The organism is Streptomyces sp. IBSBF 3136 (assembly GCF_036815105.1).
Taxonomy (GTDB): Bacteria; Actinomycetota; Actinomycetes; order Streptomycetales; family Streptomycetaceae; genus Streptomyces.
Genome location: NZ_JAJSZC010000011.1, coordinates 54,623 through 69,690, shown reverse-complemented (window position 1 = coordinate 69,690; position 15,068 = coordinate 54,623). Strand labels below are relative to the sequence as shown.

10 protein-coding genes, 2 tRNA genes and 1 pseudogene are annotated in these 15,068 nt (G+C 72.3%); 5 read left to right on the top strand and 8 right to left on the bottom strand.

Translation table 11 applies throughout. The features are described from left to right. The 3 genes from V7E45_RS04320 to V7E45_RS04310 all read right to left on the bottom strand — a co-directional run. The coding region (locus tag V7E45_RS04320) for a serine/threonine-protein kinase (RefSeq protein ID WP_333772711.1) at nucleotides 1-872 on the bottom strand (872 nt) is incomplete at its 3' end. 154 nt (nucleotides 873-1,026) lie between these two features. Further along, a tRNA-Ile gene (locus tag V7E45_RS04315) sits at nucleotides 1,027-1,100 on the bottom strand. 175 nt (nucleotides 1,101-1,275) lie between these two features. Further along, nucleotides 1,276-1,348, bottom strand: a tRNA-Asn gene (locus tag V7E45_RS04310). Between the two features lie 150 nt (nucleotides 1,349-1,498). Between V7E45_RS04310 and V7E45_RS04305 the strand changes: the two genes are divergently transcribed. The 4 genes from V7E45_RS04305 to V7E45_RS04290 all read left to right on the top strand — a co-directional run bounded on the left by V7E45_RS04305 (nucleotide 1,499) and on the right by V7E45_RS04290 (nucleotide 7,143). After that, a complete protein-coding gene (locus V7E45_RS04305) occupies nucleotides 1,499-1,813 on the top strand; it encodes a YtxH domain-containing protein (RefSeq protein ID WP_319148855.1) in 315 nt (104 codons plus the stop codon). Between the two features lie 85 nt (nucleotides 1,814-1,898). Then, complete coding sequence (locus V7E45_RS04300; protein WP_333772710.1) at nucleotides 1,899-3,350, top strand: FGGY family carbohydrate kinase; 1,452 nt, start codon at nucleotides 1,899-1,901, stop codon at nucleotides 3,348-3,350. Between the two features lie 131 nt (nucleotides 3,351-3,481). Continuing rightward, nucleotides 3,482-5,215 (top strand): ABC transporter ATP-binding protein, encoded by a 1,734-nt coding sequence (locus V7E45_RS04295; protein ID WP_333772709.1) that lies wholly within the window; start codon nucleotides 3,482-3,484, stop codon nucleotides 5,213-5,215. Next, nucleotides 5,215-7,143, top strand: coding sequence for an ABC transporter ATP-binding protein (locus tag V7E45_RS04290; RefSeq protein ID WP_333772708.1), 1,929 nt, complete (start codon nucleotides 5,215-5,217; stop codon nucleotides 7,141-7,143). Before V7E45_RS04295 ends, V7E45_RS04290 begins: the two co-directional genes overlap by 1 nt. Before the next feature lie 73 nt (nucleotides 7,144-7,216). On the opposite strand, the pseudogene V7E45_RS04285 reads toward V7E45_RS04290, so the two are convergent. The 5 genes and pseudogenes from V7E45_RS04285 to V7E45_RS04265 form a co-directional block, all read right to left on the bottom strand. Beyond that, nucleotides 7,217-8,507 (bottom strand): annotated as a pseudogene (locus V7E45_RS04285) (RNA polymerase sigma factor). Between the two features lie 105 nt (nucleotides 8,508-8,612). Then, nucleotides 8,613-10,523, bottom strand: coding sequence for a DNA primase (dnaG, locus tag V7E45_RS04280; RefSeq protein WP_333772707.1), 1,911 nt, complete (start codon nucleotides 10,521-10,523; stop codon nucleotides 8,613-8,615). Between the two features lie 47 nt (nucleotides 10,524-10,570). Then, nucleotides 10,571-11,836 (bottom strand): NAD(P)/FAD-dependent oxidoreductase, encoded by a 1,266-nt coding sequence (locus V7E45_RS04275; RefSeq protein ID WP_333772706.1) that lies wholly within the window; start codon nucleotides 11,834-11,836, stop codon nucleotides 10,571-10,573. A 152-nt stretch (nucleotides 11,837-11,988) separates the two neighbouring features. Next, nucleotides 11,989-13,263 (bottom strand): deoxyguanosinetriphosphate triphosphohydrolase, encoded by a 1,275-nt coding sequence (locus V7E45_RS04270; protein WP_333772705.1) that lies wholly within the window; start codon nucleotides 13,261-13,263, stop codon nucleotides 11,989-11,991. 77 nt (nucleotides 13,264-13,340) lie between these two features. Further along, nucleotides 13,341-14,207 carry a sirohydrochlorin chelatase gene (locus tag V7E45_RS04265; protein ID WP_333772704.1) on the bottom strand — a complete coding sequence of 289 codons (867 nt, stop codon included), beginning with the start codon at nucleotides 14,205-14,207 and terminating at the stop codon, nucleotides 13,341-13,343. A 165-nt stretch (nucleotides 14,208-14,372) separates the two neighbouring features. Here V7E45_RS04265 and V7E45_RS04260 point away from each other — a divergent pair, with 165 nt between their 5' ends. Next, the gene (locus V7E45_RS04260; RefSeq protein ID WP_333772703.1) at nucleotides 14,373-15,050 is read left to right on the top strand and encodes a SanA/YdcF family protein; all 678 of its coding nucleotides are present in this window, start codon (nucleotides 14,373-14,375) and stop codon (nucleotides 15,048-15,050) included. Nucleotides 15,051-15,068: the final 18 nt, after the last annotated feature.

Genomic DNA, 15,068 nt, shown 5'->3' with positions numbered 1-15,068 from the left:
GTCGAGGGGGCCGGGGGCGTCGGGGCCGGCCGCGGCGCCGGTGGTGCGGTCGCGAGCGTCGGGTGGTACGACGGCGTGTCCGGGCGGGCCGGGCCGGCCGGCTCCCCGGTGAGGCGGTCCAGCAGTTCGGCGGGGGTCGGCCGGGCTGCGGGGTCCTTCGCCAGGCAGGCGGTCACCACGTCCACCAGCCCGGCCGGCACGGCGGACGTGTCCGGCGGCTCATGGACGGAGCGGTACATCAGCCCCATCGGCGTGCCCTCGCCCCAGGCGCTGCCGCCGGCCGCGGCCACCAGGACGGCGCCGAGCGCGAACACGTCGGCCGCGCCGCCCACATCGTGGCCGAGGGCCTGCTCGGGGGCGAGGAAGCCGGGCGTGCCGAAGGCGGTGCCGGTGGCGGTGAGCCGGGTGGACTCGACGGCCCGGGCGATGCCGAAGTCCAGGACGCGCGGCCCGTCGTCGGCCATGACGATGTTGCCGGGCTTGAGGTCGCGGTGCACCAGGCCGCAGGAGTGGATGGACTCCAGCGCCTCGGCGAGCGCGGCGGCCAGCGCCCGCAACTGCGGCTCGTCCATGGCCCCCTGGGCGGCGAGCCGGGCCGCGAGGGTCGGGCCCGGGATGTAGGCGGTCGCCAGCCACAGCGGGTCGCCGTCGACGTCCGCGTCCACCACGGACGCGGTGTGGAAGCCGCCGACCGCCCGGGCCGCCTCCACCTCGCTGCGGAACCGCTCGCGGAAGACCGGGTCCGCCGCGAGCTCCGCCTTGGCGACCTTCAGCGCCACCGCACGCCCACCGCGCGTCCGCGCGAGGAACACGGTCCCCATCCCGCCCTCACCGAGCTTCCGCTCGACGAGGTAGCCCCCTATGCGTTCCATGCGCACAGTATGGCGCCGGGCGCGGCACCGTGATCGCGGGGAGTGTCCTTCGGATCCTGCTCGGAGCGGGTGAACGGCTGCCACTCCTGCGGTGTGGCAACCACCGTTCATTCGAGCGCACAGGTCAGATCGATTCTGCTCCGGTGCTGCTGGGTGGGGCGGGTGGGACTCGAACCCACGGCCGACGGATTATGAGTCCGCTGCTCTAACCGGCTGAGCTACCGCCCCATAGCGGCGTGTCGCGTACAGGTGTGCGCGCCGTCTGCCGCAGCATAGCCGCTCATACGATCTCCTGCTTCGGATGGTCGGCTTCCGCGCTGCTTCCTGACCTTGAGACTTCGCCCAGCCCAGGGCGGTTCCCGCGGGCATGAAAAAGGACCCCGAAGGGTCCTCGTTCAGCGTGCTCCCCCGACTGGACTCGAACCAGTAACCTGCCGGTTAACAGCCGGCTGCTCTGCCAATTGAGCTACGGAGGATTGCCTCGTTGCATCGAACGTACCTACCTGGGTATTCGCCAGGGGGCGGGCGCTCGCTGCGACACATACATTAGCGCAAGCAGGGGGGTGCTTCGCCAATCGGTATCCCCCGGCCCCGACGCCGCACCACAGACCCACGCAAGGAGAAGGGTGACAGCCATGCGCTACCGGCTCACGTTCGTCGCCGGACTGGCCCTCGGTTACGTGCTCGGCACGAGGGCCGGGCGCGAGCGTTACGAGCAGCTGAAGAAGTCAGCTCGGCAGATCTCGCAGAACCCGGCCGTCCGGAACACCGCCGAGACAGCCGCCCAGCAGGGCCGGGTGTACGCCGGCAAGGCCCTGCACACGATGAGCGACAAGGTCGGCGACCGGGTCCCCGAGTCGGTGGCCCAGCGGGTGCGTTCCCTGCGCGACCGCAACGTCAACGGCACGCCCGAGGACGACTGGGGCACCAGCAACACCTAGGGAGCGGGCTTCGCGAAGGCCGGTGGGCGCGGGCAACCGCGCCCACCGGCGGAAGCAAGCGCCGCGGTACGGCAGAATTTTGGCCATGGGGATAGTCGCCGGGTTGGACAGTTCGCCCGATTTCACTCGCATCGTCGTCTGCGACGCGGACACCGGAGCCGTGCTCAGGCAGGGGTACGCCCCGCATCCGGTGGACACGCCGGACGGAGCCCGGCCCAGCGACGTGGACCCGCAGGCCTGGCTGCTGTCCCTGGGCGAGGCCGCCGGGGGCGGACTGCTGGAGGGCGTGCAGGCCATCGGCGTGTCCGCGCAGCAGAACGCGCTGATCCCGCTGGACGCGCAGGGCAACACGGTCCGCCCGGCGATCACCGGCGGGGACAAACGGGCGCAGGTCGCGGCCGCCGACCTCGTCGACGCGCTCGGCGGCCGGGAGGTATGGGCGCAGGCCGTGGGGTGCGTGCCGCAGGCCGCGCAGCCGGTGACCAAGCTGCGCTGGCTCACGAAGAACGAACCCGAGAACGCCCGCCGCACGGCCGCCCTGCTCCAGGCACACGACTGGCTGGTGTGGCAGCTGCTCGGGCGGCCGGTGCGCCGGACCACCGACCGCGGCGGGGCCTCCGGCACCGGCTACTGGTCCGCCGCCACCGGCGCCTACCGGCCCGACCTGGTCGAGCTGGCGCTGGGCCACCATGCCATGCTGCCCGAGGTGATCGGCCCGTCGGAGGCGGCCGGCACCACCCCGGAGGGCCTGCTGATCTCGGCGGGCACCGGGGAGACCATGGCCGCCGCGTTCGGGCTCGGCATCGGGCTCGGCGACGCGGTCGTCTCGCTCGGCGCGTCCGGGTCCGTGATGGCCGTGCATCCCGAGGCGCTCGCCGACCAGAGCGGGATGATCACCTCCCTCGCCGACGCCACCGGCATGCACCTGCCCGTCGTCACCACCCTGAACGCGGTGCGCGCGCTGCGCGGCACCGCCGAACTGCTCGGGCTGCCGGATCTGGAGAGCCTCTCCGACCTGGCGATGAAGTCCACGCCGGGGTCGCACGGGCTGGTCCTGCTGCCCTACCTGGAGGGTGAGCGGACCCCGCACCTGCCGCACACCGCGGGCACGCTCGCCGGGCTGCGGCGGGAGTCGATGAAGGCCGAGCACCTGGCCCGGGCCTCGTTCGAGGGCATGCTCTGCGGGCTCGCCGACGCGCTGGACGTGCTGCGCGGGCGGGGCGTGGAGGTGCGGCGGATCTTCCTGCTCGGCCAGGCCGCCGAGCTGCCCGCGGTGCAGGCGGCGGCGCCCTCGCTGTTCGGCGCGCAGGTCGTCGTACCGCAGCCCGCCGACTACGCGGCGATCGGCGCGGCCCGGCAGGCCGCCTGGGCGCTCGGCGTGTCGCAGGGCTCGCTCGACCCGCGCAACCCACCCGCCTGGCAGGGGGCGGCCGCTCAGGTCCTGGAGCCGGGTGACGATCTGGCCGTGGGCCAGGCGGTGCGCCAGCAGTTCGTGTCGGTACGCGAGCAGACCCACCCCGGGGCGTTCCGCCCGTAGCGGCGCAAACCCCCGGGGCGGCAGGAGCACGCCGATGGGTTAATCGGTTGGGGTAACGCGGGTGGAGTGCCCGACGATAGGGGCCAAGGGCACACCGACCCGCCCCCATCGCCGACTCCGAGAGACGTAGCGTGCTCATACGACTTCTGCGGACCTATCTCAGGCCCTACAGGAAACCCATAGCCTTCCTGGTGCTGCTGCAGTTCCTGCAGACCTGCGCCACCCTCTACCTGCCCACGCTCAACGCCGACATCATCGACAACGGTGTCGTGAAGGGGGACACGGACTACATCCTGTCCTTCGGCGCCCTCATGATCGGCATCTCGCTGGCCCAGGTCGTCTGCAACATGGGCGCGGTCTACTTCGGCGCCCGAACCGCCGCCGCGCTCGGCCGGGACGTGCGCGGTGCCGTCTTCGACCGGGTGCAGTCCTTCTCCGCGCGTGAGGTGGGTCACTTCGGGGCGCCTTCGCTCATCACCCGGACGACCAACGACGTGCAGCAGGTCCAGATGCTGGCCCTGATGACGTTCACCCTGATGGTCTCGGCGCCCATCATGTGCGTCGGCGGCATCGTGCTGGCGCTCGGCCTGGACGTGCCGCTGTCCGCGGTGCTCGTGGCGGTGGTGCCGGTGCTCGGCATCTCCGTGACCCTGATCGTGCGCCGGCTGCGGCCGCTGTTCCGGTCCATGCAGGTCCGCCTGGACACGGTGAACCGGGTGCTGCGCGAGCAGATCACCGGCAACCGGGTGATCCGCGCCTTCATCCGGGACGACTACGAGAAGGGCCGGTTCGGGAAGGCGAACGGCGAGCTGACCGACATGCAGCTGGCCACCGGCCGGATGCTCGCGCTGATGTTCCCGATCGTCATGACGGTGGTGAACCTGTCGTCGATCGCGGTGGTGTGGTTCGGCGCCCACCGCATCGACAGCGGCGGGATGGCGATCGGTGACCTGACCGCGTTCCTCGCCTATCTGATGCAGATTGTCATGTCTGTGATGATGGCCACATTCATGTTCATGATGGTGCCGCGCGCCGAGGTCTGCGCCGAGCGCGTCCAGGAGGTCCTGGGCACCGACTCCAGCGTGGTGCCGCCGTCGGCGCCGGTCACGGAGCTGCGCCGGCACGGACATCTGGAGATCCGGGGCGCGGGCTTCCGCTATCCGGGTGCCGAGGAGCCGGTGCTGAAGTCGATCGAGCTGGTGGCCCGGCCGGGCGAGACGACCGCCGTCATCGGCTCGACCGGCAGCGGCAAGTCCACCCTGCTGGGGCTGGTCCCCCGGCTGTTCGACGCCACCGAGGGCGAGGTGCTGGTGGACGGCGTGGACGTCCAGCAGGTCGACCCCACGCTCCTGGCGAAGACGGTCGGCCTCGTGCCGCAGAAGCCGTACCTGTTCGCGGGCACGGTCGCGAGCAACCTGCGCTACGGCAATCCGGACGCCACCGACGAGGAGTTGTGGCACGCGCTGAAGGTGGCGCAGGCCGAGGACTTCGTGCGGAAACTGGGGGGCGGCCTGGACGCGCCGATCGCGCAGGGCGGCACGAACGTCTCGGGCGGCCAGCGCCAGCGGCTCGCCATCGCCCGCACGCTGGTGCAGCGCCCGGAGATCTACCTGTTCGACGACTCCTTCTCCGCGCTCGACTACGCCACCGACGCGGCACTGCGGGCCGCGCTCGGCCGGGAGACCGCCGAGGCGACCGTCGTCATCGTCGCCCAGCGGGTGGCGACCATCCGGGACGCGGACCGGATCGTCGTGCTCGACGAGGGCCGAGTGGTCGGCTCCGGCCGGCACCACGAGCTGATGGCGGGCAACGAGACCTACCGGGAGATCGTGCTCTCCCAGCTCACGGAAGCGGAGGCTGCCTGATGTCCGGGCCCATGGGACGCATGATGGCCGCGGGCGGCCCCGACCAGCGCTCGATGGACTTCAAGGGGTCGGGCAAACGGCTCGTCGCCCAGTTCAGGCCCGAACGGGTCACCATCTACGCGCTGCTGGCGTGCGTGGTGATCAGCGTGGGCCTCAGCGTGATCGGCCCCAAGATCCTGGGGCGGGCCACCGACCTGGTGTTCGCCGGCATCATCGGCCGCCGGATGCCCGCCGGGGCCACCAAGGAGCAGGTGCTCCAGTCGATGCGCGACCACGGCCAGGGCCGGATCGCGGACATGCTCAAGAGCACCGACTTCACCCCCGGCCAGGGCATCGACTTCACGGCCGTCGGCCATGTGCTGCTGCTCGCGCTCGGCACGTTCCTGGTCGCCGGCCTGCTGATGGCGGTCGCCACCCGGCTGGTCAACCGGGCGGTGAACCGCACGATGTACCGGCTGCGCGAGTCCGTGCAGGGGAAGCTGTCGCGGCTGCCGCTGTCGTACTTCGACAAGCGCCAGCGCGGTGAGGTGCTGTCCCGCGCGACCAACGACATCGACAACATCGGGCAGACGCTCCAGCAGTCGATGGGGCAGCTGATCAACTCGCTGCTGACCATCATCGGTGTGCTGGTGATGATGTTCTGGGTCTCCTGGATCCTGGCGCTGGTCGCGCTGGTGACCGTGCCGCTGTCGTTCGTGGTCGCCACCCGGGTCGGCAAGCGGTCGCAGCCGCACTTCGTGCAGCAGTGGCGCTCCACTGGCAAGCTGAACGCCCACGTCGAGGAGATGTACACCGGGCACACCCTGGTGAAGGTGTTCGGGCGGCAGGAGGAGTCGGCGAAGCAGTTCGCCGAGCAGAACGAGGCGCTGTACGAGGCTTCCTTCAAGGCGCAGTTCAACAGCGGTGTCATGCAGCCGCTGATGATGTTCGTGTCGAACCTGAACTACGTGCTGGTGGCGGTCGTCGGTGGCCTCAGGGTCGCGTCGGGCGCGCTGTCCATCGGTGACGTGCAGGCCTTCATCCAGTACTCGCGCCAGTTCTCGATGCCGCTGACGCAGGTCGCGTCGATGGCGAACCTGGTGCAGTCGGGTGTCGCGTCGGCCGAGCGGATCTTCGAACTCCTGGACGCGGAGGAGCAGGAGGCGGATCCGGTGCCAGGCGAGCGGCCGGCCGAGCTGCGCGGCCGGGTGCGCCTCGAACACGTGTCGTTCCGCTACGAACCCGAGAAGCCGCTGATCGAGGACCTGTCGCTGACGGTGGAGCCGGGGCAGACGGTGGCGATCGTCGGACCGACCGGTGCGGGCAAGACCACGCTGGTCAACCTGCTGATGCGGTTCTACGACGTCTCCGCCGGGAGCATCCTGCTGGACGGCGTGGACATCCGCAGGATGTCCCGGGACGACCTGCGGTCCGGGATCGGCATGGTGCTCCAGGACACCTGGCTGTTCGGCGGCACCATCGCGGAGAACATCGCCTACGGCGCCTCGCGCGAGGTCACCCCGGGCGAGATCGAGGAGGCGGCGCGGGCGGCCCACGCGGACCGGTTCATCCGCACCCTTCCCGACGGCTACGACACCGTGATCGACGACGAGGGCACGGGCGTCAGCGCCGGTGAGAAGCAGCTCATCACCATCGCGCGGGCGTTCCTGTCCGACCCGACGATCCTGGTGCTCGACGAGGCGACCAGCTCCGTCGACACCCGTACCGAGGTGCTGATCCAGAAGGCGATGGCCAAACTCGCCGACGGGCGGACCTCGTTCGTCATCGCGCACCGGCTTTCGACGATCCGGGACGCGGACACCATCCTGGTGATGGAGAACGGGTCCATCGTCGAACAGGGCGCGCACGCCGAGCTGCTGGAGGCCGGCGGGGCGTACGCGCGGCTGTACAAGGCGCAGTTCGCGCAGGCGGTCGCCGAGGTCGACTGACCGGGACGGTCCGGCCGGCGGGAAGGACGAGGGGGCCGCTCACCGAGGTGAGCGGCCCCCCGTGCGTCCGGTCTCAGTCGAGGTAGCCCCGGAGCTGGTCGGCGAAGGCGTGGTCCCTGAGCTTGTTCAGGGTCTTGGACTCGATCTGCCGTATCCGCTCCCGGGTCACGCCGAACAGCCTGCCGATCTCCTCCAGGGTGCGCGGACGGCCGTCGGCCAGGCCGTAGCGGAGCTGGACGACCTTGCGCTCGCGTTCGCCGAGGGTGGACAGGACCGCCTCCAGGTGCTCCCTGAGCAGCAGGAACGCGGCCGACTCGACGGGGGACGCGGCGTCGCCGTCCTCGATGAGGTCGCCGAGGGCCACGTCGTCCTCCTCGCCGACCGGGGCGTGCAGGGACACCGGTTCCTGGGCGAGCCGCAGCACCTCACCGACCCGCTCGGGCGGCAGTTCGAGATAAGCGGCGACCTCTTCGGGCGTCGGCTCGTAACCGCGTTCCTGGAGCATGCGGCGCTGGACCCGGACGACCCGGTTGATCAGCTCCACGACGTGCACGGGGACGCGGATGGTGCGGGCCTGGTCGGCCAGCGCGCGGGACATGGCCTGCCGGATCCACCAGGTGGCGTAGGTGGAGAACTTGTAGCCGCGGGCGTAGTCGAACTTCTCCACGGCCCGGATGAGCCCGAGGTTGCCCTCCTGGACCAGGTCGAGCATGGTCAGCCCGCGGCCGACGTAGCGCTTGGCGACCGAGACCACGAGCCGCAGGTTGGCCTCGATGAGGCGGCGCTTGGCCATCCGGCCCATGACGACGAGCCGGTCCAGGTCGTGCGCGAGCCCGCTGTCCAGGTCGGGGGTGCTGCCGAGCTTCTCCTCGGCGAACAGCCCGGCCTCGACCCGGCGGGCGAGTTCGACCTCCTCGGCCGCGGTGAGCAGCGGGATGCGGCCGATCTCGCGCAGGTACTGGCGGAACAGGTCGGCGGAGGGGCCGCCGGTCTCGGCGCGGGCGGCGAGCGGTGCCTCGACCCGCTCGGCGGATTCCTCGAGTTCCCCGGGGCCCTCGGGTTCCTCGCTCTCCGTGGCCTCAGCGGCCTCGGCCGCTTCCTCCGCGAGCGCTTCGGCGGGCGGCTCCGCCGGTTCGGCGGGCCCCGCCTCCGGGTGCTGGGGGGCTCGGCCCTGCGGCGGCACGGCCACGAGAACGTCCGGCTCCGCGTCCGACTCGTCCGCGGCGGTGCTGGTGGCGCTGGTACTGCCGTCGGTCTGGGTGAGGGTCTGGGTCTGCACGGGGGCGACCTCCAGGATGATCGCTGCTCAGCAGTCAGTCCGGCAGCGGCACTTCGGGAGCGGAGGACTCGGGCACCGCACCCAGTGTGGAGTACGACACATCCCCGCCACGAGGGGCGTGCGGTGACTTTTTGCGTCCGGTCCGTGACCCGCTGGTGATCGGGGCGGGGGGAACCGGGCGTCCGGAGCGCTAGAGCGCCTCCGCTCCCCGCTCCCGAAGGGCCTGGTCGTACTGCTGGAGGACCCACATCTCGTTCTGCACGGCGGCCAGCTGGGCGGGGTCGCCGCCGGTGGACAGCCGGGTCAGCTGGGACTGGATGTCGCGGACGCGGCGCTCCACGGCGCGGCGGCGGATCTGCACCAGGACCGTGCCCGCGTACGTCTCGTCCACGGTGCGGCGCAGGATCGGCTCGACTGCCAGTTCGGTGACCATCGCGCGGACGGTGTCGTCGGGCGCGGCCTCGCGGACCCGGACCAGGTACTCCTGCGCGTCCTGGACGCCGTACTCGGCGCCGCCCGCCTCGGCGATGGCCCGGTGCACGGCCGCGTAGGGCGGTGCGGTGAACTCGTCGGCGCCGTAGGCGTCGAAGGCCGGTGAGACCAGATCGGGCCGTTGGAGGGCGAGCTTGAGGAGTTCGCGTTCGGCGGCGTGCACGGGGTTGCGCAGGGTGAGGGCCGGGCCGGACGGGGCCGCGGCGCGGGGGCCGCTCTCCCACTGCTGCCGGGGGTCCCGGGACTGCTGCTGCGGGCCGCCCCTGCCGCCGCGCTCGCGGGCCCAGCGGGCCAGCTGGGCCACCCGCTTCACCACGAACTGGGTGTCGAGGATGCCGAGCATGCCGGCGAGTTGGACGGCGACCTCGTGCTGGGCGCCGGTGTTCTTGATGCGGGCGACGATCGGGGCGGCCTCGTCCAGGGCGGCGGCGCGGCCCGCCGGGGTGTTCAGGTCGTAGCGTGCCACGACCTGGCGCAGCGCGAACTCGAAGAGCGGGGTGCGTGGTTCGGCCAGGTCGGCGACCGCGTCGTCGCCCTTGGCCAGGCGCAGCTCGCAGGGGTCCATGCCGTCGGGCGCGATCGCGATGTACGTCTCGGCGGCGAACTTCTGGTCGTCCTCGAAGGCGCGCAGCGCGGCCTTCTGTCCGGCCGCGTCGCCGTCGAAGGTGAAGATCACGCGTGCCGAGCCGTTGTCCATCAGGAGGCGGCGCAGGATCTTGATGTGGTCGCCGCCGAAGGCCGTGCCGCAGGTGGCGATGGCGGTGGTGACGCCGGCCAGGTGGCAGGCCATGACGTCCGTGTAGCCCTCGACGACGACGGCGCGGCTGGTCTTGGCGATGTGCTGCTTGGCGAGGTCGATGCCGTACAGCACCTGGGACTTCTTGTAGATCGCCGTGTCGGGCGTGTTCAGGTACTTCGGGCCGTTGTCCGCCTCGTAGAGCTTGCGGGCGCCGAAGCCGACGACCTCTCCGCCGATGTCGCGGATCGGCCACATCAGCCGGCCCCGGAAGCGGTCGATGGGGCCGCGCCTGCCCTCCTGCGACAGCCCGGAGAGGATCAGCTCCTTGTCCGTGAAGCCCTTGCCGCGCAGGTAGCGGGTGAGGTGGTCCCAGCCCTGGGGGCTGTAGCCGACGCCGAAGTGGACGGCGGCGGCCTGGTCGAAGCCGCGCTCGGCGAGGAAGATCCGGCCGGTCTCGGCCTCGGGGCCGGTGGCGAGCTGCTCGGCGTACCACTGGGCGGCGATCTTGTGGGCCTCGACCAGGCGGATGCGCTCGCCGCGCTGGTGGGCGGGGTTGTACCCGCCCTCCTCGTAGCGCAGCGTGATGCCGGCCTGGGCGGCGAGGCGCTCGACCGCCTCCGAGAAGGAGAGGTGGTCCACCTTCATGACGAAGGTGATGGTGTCGCCGCCCTCCTGGCAGCCGAAGCAGTGGAAGAGTCCCTTGCTCGGGCTGACCTGGAAGGACGGCGACTTCTCGTCGTGGAACGGGCACAGTCCCTTGAGGTTGCCGCCGCCCGCGTTGCGCAGCTGGAGGTACTCGGAGACCACGGCGTCGATCGGGACCGCGTCCCGTACCGCCTTCACGTCCTCGTCGTTGATCCGTCCTGCCACGGGTGAATTCTACGGGGGCGCTCCGACAGTGCCGGTCGCCGTGGGATTCAGGAGGCGAGGCCGTCGAGCGGTACGTGCGGGTCGGCGAGGGCTTCGGTGTCCACCGCGGCCCGGGAACGGACGAGCCGCTGGATGGGCTCTGTGACATCCCACACGTTCACGTTCATCCCGGCCAGGACCCGGCCTTCGCGGACCCAGAACGCGATGAACTCCCGCTTGCCCGCGTCGCCCCTGATCACCACCTGGTCGTACGACCCCGGCGGCGCCCAGCCGCTGTACTCCATGCCCAGGTCGTACTGGTCGGTGAAGAAGTACGGCACACGGTCGTAGGTGACGTCACGGCCGAGCATCGCGCGGGCCGCCGCCGGGCCGCCGTTCAGGGCGTTGGCCCAGTGCTCGACCCGGATGCGGGTGTCGAAGAGGGGGTGCGGGAACGCGGCGACGTCACCGGCCGCGTAGATGTCGGGGTCGGAGGTGCGCAGCCGCTCGTCCACCAGGACCCCGCCGCCGTGCGCCCGGTCGGCCAGCTCCAGACCGGCCGCCTCGGCGAGCGCGGTGCGCGGTGCCGCGCCGATGGCCGCGAGGACGGCGTGCGCCGGGTGCTCCTCGCCGTCGTCGGTGCGGGCGGCGAGGACCACGCCGTCCTGGCCGACGATCTCGGTGAGCTGCGCACCGAAGTGGAAGCGGACGCCGTGGGCGCGGTGCAGTTCCGCGAAGACGTTGCCCAGCTCGGGGCCGAGGACGCCGTGCAGCGGGGTCTGCGCCGCTTCGATCACGGTGACCTCGGCGCCGTACTCGCGGGCCGCCGCCGCGACCTCCAGGCCGATCCAGCCGGCGCCCGCGATCACCAGGTGCCCGTTGTCCCGGCCGAGCGAGGCGAGGACGCCCTTGAGCCGCTCGGCGTGGGCGAGGCGGCGCAGGTGGTGGACGCCCGCCAGGTCGGTGCCCGGGATGTCGAGGCGGCGGGGCTCGGCACCGGTGGCGAGCAGCAGCTTGTCGTAGTGGACGAGGGTGCCGGCGTCGCCGAGGCGCACGGTCCTCGCGGTGCGGTCGATCCGGTCGACGGTCTGGCCGAGGTGCAGCTCGACGTCGTTCTGCGCGTACCAGGCGGGCTCGTGCACGAAGACGCTGTCCCGCTCCTCCTTGCCGAGCAGGTAGCCCTTGGACAGCGGCGGCCGCTCGTAGGGGTGGTCGCGTTCGTCGCAGATCAGTATCACCCGGCCGGTGAAGCCCTCCGCCCGGAGCGTCTCGGCCGCCTTGGCGCCGGCGAGACCGCCTCCGACGATGACGAATGTCTGATCCGCGTCGACCACTTGATGCCTCCTGGTAAGGGTGCCGCCACATGGGAGCGTCCCGCACGCGGCGTGCTGCGGGAAGGGGGTGTGACCCGATCAGGCCACCCTCGGTCACTTTCCTTTCAGATATGCCCCGCCTCGGACATGCCCCGTCTCGGACACGTCCCGTCTCAGATACGCCCCGTCAGTCTCGCGTGCAGCGAGCGGGCGGAGGCATCGGTCAGCGAGGCGATCTGGTCGACGATCACCCGCTTGCGCGCGTGGTCGTCGGACGCCTGGTCGAACAGCGCCCGGAACTGCGGGTCGAGGCCGTCCGGGGCCCGGGCGGTGAGCGCCTCGGCCAGCTCGGCGACGACCACCCGCTGGTCGGCGCGCAACAGCTCCTGCTCGGCGCGCTGCATGACGTACCGGTCGGCGACCGCCTTGAGCACGGCGCACTCCATGCGGGTCTCGCGGGGTACGACGAGTTCGGCGCCGTACCGGGTGAGTCGGCCGCCGCCGTACGCGGCGCGGGTCGCGACCTCGGCGGCCAGGCAGAACCGGCCGATGAGCTGGCTGGTGGCGTCCTTGAGGCGGGCCTGGGCGGCCGCGGTGCCGTCGTAGCCGTGCGGCCACCACTCCTGGTCGTGGAGGCGGTCGAGGGCGGCGGCGAGTTCGGCCGGGTCGGTGTCCGCGGGCACGTACCGGCCGACCGCCACCGCGAACACCGCCTGCCGTTCGGGCTCGGCGTGCAGGCAGTTGGGGTCGACGTGGCCGGCGTGCAGGCCGTCCTCGACGTCGTGCACCGAGTAGGCGACGTCGTCGGACCAGTCCATGACCTGGGCCTCGAAGCAGGTGCGGGTGCCGGGGGCGGCGCTGCGGACCCAGTCGAACACCGGGCGGTCGTCCTCGTACACGCCGAACTTCGGGGACGCCGGGTCGGTGGGATGGGCGCCGCGCGGCCAGGGGTACTTGGTGGCGGCGTCCAGGGCGGCGCGGGTGAGGTTGAGGCCGACGGAGCCCTCGGGGGTGAACCGCTTGGGCTCGATGCGGGTCAGCAGCCGGAGGGACTGGGCGTTGCCCTCGAAGCCGCCGCAGTCGTCCGCGAACTCGTTCAGCGCCTGTTCGCCGTTGTGGCCGAAGGGCGGGTGGCCGAGGTCGTGGGAGAGGCAGGCGGCTTCCACCAGGTCGGGGTCGCAGCCGAGGGCCGCGCCCAGTTCCCGGCCGACCTGGGCGCACTCCAGGGAGTGGGTGAGGCGGGTGCGGGGGCTGGCGTCCCAGACCTGGTTGGAGGTGCCCGGGGTGACCACCTGGGTCTTGCCGGCCAGCCGGCGCAGCGCGGAGGAGTGCAGGACGCGGGCGCGGTCACGCTGGAAGGCGGTGCGGCCCGGGCGTTTGTCGGGCTCGGGGGCCCATCGTTCGAGTGCCGCCGGGTCGTAGGTGTCGAGGAGTGCGATGCCTTCCATGATTCGACAGTAAGCGTCGGCGGTGACAATCGGGGACTGCCGGGCGCCCGGCGGTGTGCCGGGTCGTCCCGCTCCGGTCAGGCGGACGCCGGTTCCGCCCCGGTCATCGCCCGCGCCTGGTCGTAGCGGTGGAGGACCAGGCGGGCCATCGCCTCGTGGGCCCCGAGGGGTGCGGAGACGATCCCGGGTGCCTGTGCCGCGCACTGCGTCGCGAAGCGGCCCGGTGCCGTGAAGCAGGAGGCCACGGCCACGTCGTGGCGGCCCCGCGCGGCCAGCGCCCGCAACGCCGTCGCCACCGTCGGGGTGGCCGCCGAGGCGTACGCGGGGACCACCGGGACGCCCAGGCGGCCGGCGAGCAGGCGGGCCGTGCGGCGGGTGTCGGCGGCCGAGTCGGGGTCGCGGGAGCCGGCCGCGGCGAGGACGACCGCGCTCGTGCCGCGGGCGGCGGCCTCCGGGCGCCAGCCGGCCTCCGTCAGACGGGCGTGCAGGGTCGTGACGAGGAGCGGGTGGGGGCCGAGCGGGGCGGCCACGCGCACCCGCGCCCGCGCGGCCGCGGCCATCTCCGGGATGTCCCGCTTGACGTGGTAGCCGCGGCCGAGCAGGAGCGGCACGAGGACGGCGGGGGTGCCGCCGAGGGCCGCGAGGGTGTCCGGGAGCAGCGGCTCGTTCAGCTCGATGTGGCCCAGGCGGACGGGGAGCGAGGGGCGCAGCGCGCGCACCAGGTCCGTCAGGGCCCGTACGGTGTCGAGCGCGCGCGGGTCGCGGCTGCCGTGGGCGACGAGCACGAGGGCGGGCGGGACGGCGGCCTGGACCGGGCGGCGGCGTCCGGGCGGGGAGACCAGCCGGAGCCGGTCGGCGAGCTGGCTGCTGATGCTGTTCATGAGGTGCGCCGTGCTGTCGAGGTGGCGGGCGGGCTCGTCGTTCAGGGGGTTCGACGCCGTCATGGGAAGATCCTGACGGCGGGAGGTTGCGCGGCCGTTGCCGGGCCGTCACGACTGTTTTCCGTGGCTTCACGTCGTACGGATGCACGATGTGAGCTGAACCGGAACGCCGCCGTTCGCGTCCTCCATGGTCGGGACCGATGGCCGCACCGATCCGTGGGGGACCGCATGAAGATCCGTCGACCGCGGCTGCCGCGCACCCGCGGGGGCCGGCGGCTGCTGGTGCAGTCGGTGATGGCCGCGTGCGTGCTGGCGCTGCTGCCGGCCACCTGGCTGTACGTGTCCACGGCGGACCGGCTGCGGACGACGGCGGACGTGCCGCGCACCGAGGTCGCCGTGGTGTTCGGGGCCGGGCTGTGGGACGGGGAGCCGTCCCCGTACCTCGCGCACCGGCTGGACGCGGCGGCCCGGCTGTACCGGGCGGGCCGGATCGAGGTCGTGCTGGTCACCGGGGACAACAGCCGCGAGGACTACGACGAGCCGGACGCCATGCGCGCCTACCTCACGAAGCACGGCGTGCCGGCCCGGCGGATCGTCAGCGACTACGCCGGTTTCGACACCTGGGACTCCTGTGTACGGGCCAGGAAGATCTTCGGGGTGGACCGGGCGGTGCTGATCAGCCAGGACTTCCACATCCGGCGGGCGGTGGCGCTGTGCGAGGCGGCCGGGGTGGAGTCGTACGGGATCGGCGTGGCCGCCAAGCACGACACGACCTGGTACTACGGCGGGACGCGCGAGGTGTTCGCGGCGGGCAAGGCGGCGCTGGACGCGGCGTTCCGGCCCGATCCGCAGTTCCTCGGACGCAAGGAGCACGGGGTGGCGCGGGCACTCGCGGCGGGGCGCTGACCCGGGGCCGCTCGGCGG

Bases quoted from the DNA above. Each gene is read 5' to 3' on its own strand.
- V7E45_RS04300 (WP_333772710.1), top strand. From the start codon at position 1,899: ATGGGGATAGTCGCCGGGTTGGACAGTTCGCCCGATTTCACTCGCATC.
- V7E45_RS04265 (WP_333772704.1), bottom strand. From the start codon at position 14,207: ATGACGGCGTCGAACCCCCTGAACGACGAGCCCGCCCGCCACCTCGAC.
- V7E45_RS04260 (WP_333772703.1), top strand. From the start codon at position 14,373: ATGAAGATCCGTCGACCGCGGCTGCCGCGCACCCGCGGGGGCCGGCGG.
- V7E45_RS04290 (WP_333772708.1), top strand. From the start codon at position 5,215: ATGTCCGGGCCCATGGGACGCATGATGGCCGCGGGCGGCCCCGACCAG.
- V7E45_RS04270 (WP_333772705.1), bottom strand. From the start codon at position 13,263: ATGGAAGGCATCGCACTCCTCGACACCTACGACCCGGCGGCACTCGAA.